5 protein-coding genes are annotated in these 4,827 nt (G+C 44.6%); 1 reads left to right on the forward strand and 4 read right to left on the reverse strand.

Translation table 11 applies throughout. The features are described 5' to 3' along the window. Positions 1-622 (forward strand): hypothetical protein (locus A3766_RS16120; protein WP_068642500.1); only part of this gene is annotated, 622 nt, incomplete at its 5' end. Positions 623-700: 78 nt separating this feature from the next. On the opposite strand, the gene A3766_RS16125 is transcribed toward A3766_RS16120, so the two are convergent. The 4 genes from A3766_RS16125 to ectA all read right to left on the reverse strand — a co-directional run bounded on the left by A3766_RS16125 (position 701) and on the right by ectA (position 4,676). Further along, positions 701-2,287, reverse strand: coding sequence for a BCCT family transporter (locus A3766_RS16125; RefSeq protein WP_068553458.1), 1,587 nt, complete (start codon positions 2,285-2,287; stop codon positions 701-703). Positions 2,288-2,346: 59 nt separating this feature from the next. Next, positions 2,347-2,748 carry an ectoine synthase gene (locus A3766_RS16130; RefSeq protein ID WP_068514443.1) on the reverse strand — a complete coding sequence of 134 codons (402 nt, stop codon included), beginning with the start codon at positions 2,746-2,748 and terminating at the stop codon, positions 2,347-2,349. A gap of 82 nt (positions 2,749-2,830) precedes the next feature. Then, positions 2,831-4,138, reverse strand: a complete 1,308-nt coding sequence (gene ectB, locus A3766_RS16135) for a diaminobutyrate--2-oxoglutarate transaminase (RefSeq protein WP_068642503.1) — start codon at positions 4,136-4,138, stop codon at positions 2,831-2,833. Positions 4,139-4,187: 49 nt separating this feature from the next. After that, positions 4,188-4,676: a diaminobutyrate acetyltransferase gene (gene ectA / locus A3766_RS16140; protein WP_068514445.1), complete on the reverse strand. Its 489-nt coding sequence runs from the start codon at positions 4,674-4,676 to the stop codon at positions 4,188-4,190. Between the last annotated feature and the right edge of the window lie 151 nt (positions 4,677-4,827).

The raw sequence follows: 4,827 nt of genomic DNA on the forward strand, positions 1-4,827 counted from the left end.
GGGAACCTATGTGCTCAATCAGACTATTCCTCCTGAATATGTCAAAAAAGGCTACGATATTTTGAATAGACAGGGCAGAGTTATCCAAGTTGTCGCGCCAGAACTAACAGCCGAGCAAATTGCTGCCCGAGACGCCGCCCTAGAACAAGAGCGCCTACAGAAAATTGAAGCTGAAAAACAAGCCCTCATCGACGGCGAACTTAAACAACTTTACAGTCATCCAAATGATGCCGTGCGAGTCCTGTCTCGCCGAGTTCAAGATATCAAAGGGCTTATTCTGGTAAAACGTACTAAGATTGATGCCAGTAAAAATGGCATTATTGAGGAAGAAGCACAAGCAGCCAATCGCCAACGACAGGGCTTGAAGGTTTTCGAGACGACCTTGAAAAAGCTCGAAAAGTATAAGTCCGATATCGATAACAATGAACACGACATTGTTGAATTGCATAACGAGTTAAAAAAAGTTAAGGATGAGTTCGACAAGAAAATTCGTCGCCTTGAAGTGATTACCGGTAAGACTGCCAGTGATTATGCCAAGCTTCTGCAAGATTTAAGTGACGACAATAAAGACAAACCCCAGACTCCCTCTGAAGAAGCACAAACAAACGATAACAATCCTTAGCCTAAACTATTACCCTAAAAGCGGACGTCTGCTTCATTAAGTATTTAATCTAACCTTAACAAAGCAAACGTGATCGTGTTATGAGTAATACTTAGGCTCAGTTCTGAGCCCCATCAACAAACTAACGCACATCGCAAGCAACACAAAGGTAAATGGCAACCCTGAAGAGATAGCACCTGCTTGCAGCGCTTGTATTGCTTCGGTCCCTCCTATCCATAACAAGGCAGCCGCGATTGCGCCTTCAATAGTTGCCCAGTAGATACGTTGGGGTACGGGCGCATCAATTTTGCCACCTGCTGTAATGCTATCAATGACCAAAGACCCTGAATCGGAAGAAGTAATAAAGAATACCAATACAAGGAGAATAGCGATCATCGATAGAAGCTGACTCATGGGCAGCTCATCGAACATCTGAAACATGGCAAGCGGGACATCCGTTAGACCATTTGCTCCAAGCTCACCGACACCGTTCACAACTTGATCGATGGCAATACCACCATAGACCGACATCCATATTACAGTCACTGCGGTTGGCACGAGTAGCACGGCACAGAGGAATTCGCGGATAGTTCTGCCTTTAGATATACGCGCAATAAACATTCCGACAAAAGGCGACCATGATATCCACCAGGCCCAATAGAACACCGTCCAACCTTGAAACCAGGCTTCGTCATCTCGATTGTGCGGATTACTAAGCGGTATTATATTCTCAAGGTACGCACCAATCGTAGTGGGAACATTCCCCAGCGCTACAGCTAAGCCTACCATTGCAACAAAAATCAATAATACAAAGGCGATCACCATATTCACGTTACTTAGTAACTTCACACCACCTTCCAAGCCTCTAACGACCGAGATGATAGCTAAGGCAGTCACACCCACGATAACTAAAATCTGTAAGCCGATACCGCCATCAGTGCCAAACACGTGATTAATACCGCTCGCCGCTTGCTGCGCCCCTAGCCCTAAAGATGTGGCTAGACCAAAGAGTGTCGCAAGTACTGCAAGAATATCGATAATGTGGCCAGGCCATCCCCACGTACGCTCTCCTAGCAGCGGGTAAAAAACGGATCGAATAGAGAGTGGAAGCCCTTTGTTGTAGGTAAAAAAAGCTAAGGAAAGCGCAACGACGCCATAGATCGCCCAGGGGTGAATTCCCCAGTGATACATCGTCGCGCCCATGGCCATACTCGCCGCTTCGGGCGTGTTTGCTGCCACATTGAGAGGCGTTTTGTACCAGCCGGTATAATAGGAAACAGGTTCGGCTACTCCCCAGAACATCAGCCCGATGCCCATGCCTGCAGCAAACAACATCGCTAGCCATGTTAGCGTAGAATGCTCTGCTTTTGCCTCATTGCCTCCTAAGCGAACCTTGCCGAAAGGAGAAACAATAAGCGCCAGGCAGAACAACACAAAAATATTGCCTGCCCAAATAAACAAACCATCGAAAGCACCAATAATATCCCATTTAAGACCATCTAATGCAGCTTTTGCGGTCGCTGAATCAGTTAGCAGTGTGGCTACTAAAAATAACAATATCAGCCCGGAACTCACAGCAAATACCGGGTTATGAATATCAAAACCCCAGCGTTGAACATTGTGCTGCCCAACGCTGTAGTCAGTACTGTGAATGCCATATTTATCGTTAGGGTTAGGTACGCTCATCAGCAAAGCCCTTTCATTTATTGTTATCAATTGGGATAGAACTAGGTACTCAATATATATTATTCAATAGTATCCGCTTCTAATTCGTAGGCACCTTCCTTGTTGTGTACTTCCTTGCCATTAAGCGGAGGGTTGAAGACGCATGCCATCTTCATTTCTTTAAATGCTCTTAGGATATGCTTGTCATGCTTATCCAGAACATAGATCGTGCCTGCAGAGATCGGGTGCACTTTTCCATCTTCCAAATTCTCTATCTCACCCTCACCTGACATGCAGTAAACCGACTCCAAATGATTTTGATAGTGCATCTGAAAATCTGCGCCTTCATAGATAGTCGTGATGTGAAACGAAAACCCCATCTGGTCATCTTTTAATAGCATACGCGTACTTTCCCAATTGCCATCAGGAGAGACAATGCGTCTTGATGAATTTTCCGCTTCACTCAGTTTTCTTACGATCATTTTTTTACCTTGTTTCTCTTTATCCAGTTAAATAACGTGACGCCTAAAATAGCATGATGACTAAGCCATTAAATACTGACGATTAGCCTGCCATCTTCGCATCATCAAAATAGTCGCTATCTTCAGGGATTTGGTCTTCTTTAGCACAAACCTCTTTGATCGCTTGCTCAACAATATCAATACCCTTTTTGAGAGAGTCTTGACTGATTACGAGAGGACATAAAAATTTAACCACCTGATCATCAGCACCGCTTGTCTCAATGATAAGCCCCTGCTGAAAAGCATTGCGTGTAATGTTGCCAGCGATCTCACCGTTTACACAGTTAATCCCTTGAAACATGCCGCGTCCACAGGTCGTGAAATTTCCGTCGCCATACAAGTCGACAATCTTTTCCAGGCGCGATTTAATGTATTTGCCTTTTTGCTTAATTTCGTTCGAGAATTTGTCGTCAGACCAGTAATGATCAATGGCAGCTTTCGCGGTCACAAAAGCAAAATTGTTGCCTCTAAACGTACCGTTATGCTCTCCTGGTTTCCATTGGTCCAGCTCTGGCTTAAATAAAACAACAGCAAAAGGTAAGCCGTATCCGCCAAGTGATTTCGATAAGGTCACCATATCGGGCTTAATGCCTGCTTCTTCAAAGCTAAAGAAGGTGCCAGTACGACCGCAACCCGCCTGTATATCATCGATGATAAGCAGTACATCATGCTTTCGGCAGACTTTTTCTAAGTTACGCAACCATTCAAAACTAGCCGCATTGATACCGCCTTCACCTTGCACAGTTTCAACAATCACTGCAGCGGGCTTGTCGATGCCACTGCTGGAATCTGAAAGCACTTTATCAAGATAAGCTGTGGTATCAATCTCGTCACCTAAGTAGCCGTCATAAGGCACGCGGCTTACGCCGCCTAAGCTGACACCCGCCGCGCCACGATGATGAGAGTTACCCGTCGCAGCCAGAGAGCCAAGGCTAACGCCATGAAAACCATTGGTGAAAGAAATAATGTTCTGACGGCCTTTAATATTACGCGCTAGCTTTAAAGCCGCTTCAACTGCGTTGGTACCAGTCGGACCAGTAAACTGCATAACATAATCGAGATCCCGAGGCTTTAGAATCTTCTCATTAAAAGCCTCTAGAAATTCACCTTTCGCCTTGGTATGCATATCCAGGCCATGCGTAATACCATCATTCTCAATGTAGTCCATTAAGAGAGGCTTAAATAGCGGATTGTTATGCCCGTAGTTAAGTGTTCCCGCACCCGCCAGAAAGTCTAGATACTCATTTTCCTCCTCATCGTAGAGGTGTTCCATCTTAGCGCGATTAAAAACACGAGGGAAAGAACGAGCATAGCTCTGAACTTCAGATTCAATTTCATCAAATATTTTCATTAGCATCCTCCATAGGATGTTTGGTGCGAGTCTTATTTAGTGTGCGAGGTTAGGAACTAAATGGACCGATTCGGACCAGAAATTCCGTGTCATGCAAGCCAGCAAAATGCGTATCTTTGCTAAACATTTCAGATTTGGCTAAGGGAGCAGAAAAATCCTTTGCGAAGCTTTCAAATAAAGTCCATGAGGCTTTATTGTCAGCTGTAATGGTCGTTTCCAAGTGAGTGACCTGAGCGCATTCTTGCCGCGTCACAATATCTTTGAGCATTCGCTTAGCAAGACCTTGACCGCGAGCACGCTCATCAACGGCGACCTGCCAAATAAATAAAGTGTCTTGCCGGTCGGGAATGACATAGCCGGATATAAAGCCAAGTGTCTTGTCATCGTCTATCGCTATCACTGAGGTGCTAGCGAAATGACTGCACTGCAGCAAGTTGCAGTACGCTGAGTTAGTGTCCAGAGGTGGGCATCGGTCTATGAGCGCAAATACTGATCGGCCATCAGTATCTAGCGGTCTTCTAAGTGTGGTTTGATTCATAATTTATTATTTTAGATGTCTAAACATTTATTTTTAGACATCTATGTATAACTTGCCTGTATTTATGCTACTTTTTACTAGCTGTTACAATTTTATGCGCCTTAAAGCCTTATATTTTCACTAATATGAGCGATTTAATGCAAAAAGTATT

The sequence above is a fragment of the Oleiphilus sp. HI0132 genome (assembly GCF_001635845.1).

Excerpts from the sequence above, each read along its gene's own strand:
- A3766_RS16125 (WP_068553458.1), bottom strand. The coding sequence starts at position 2,287 with ATGAGCGTACCTAACCCTAACGATAAATATGGCATTCACAGTACTGAC.
- A3766_RS16130 (WP_068514443.1), bottom strand. The coding sequence starts at position 2,748 with ATGATCGTAAGAAAACTGAGTGAAGCGGAAAATTCATCAAGACGCATT.
- ectB (WP_068642503.1), bottom strand. The coding sequence starts at position 4,138 with ATGAAAATATTTGATGAAATTGAATCTGAAGTTCAGAGCTATGCTCGT.
- ectA (WP_068514445.1), bottom strand. The coding sequence starts at position 4,676 with ATGAATCAAACCACACTTAGAAGACCGCTAGATACTGATGGCCGATCA.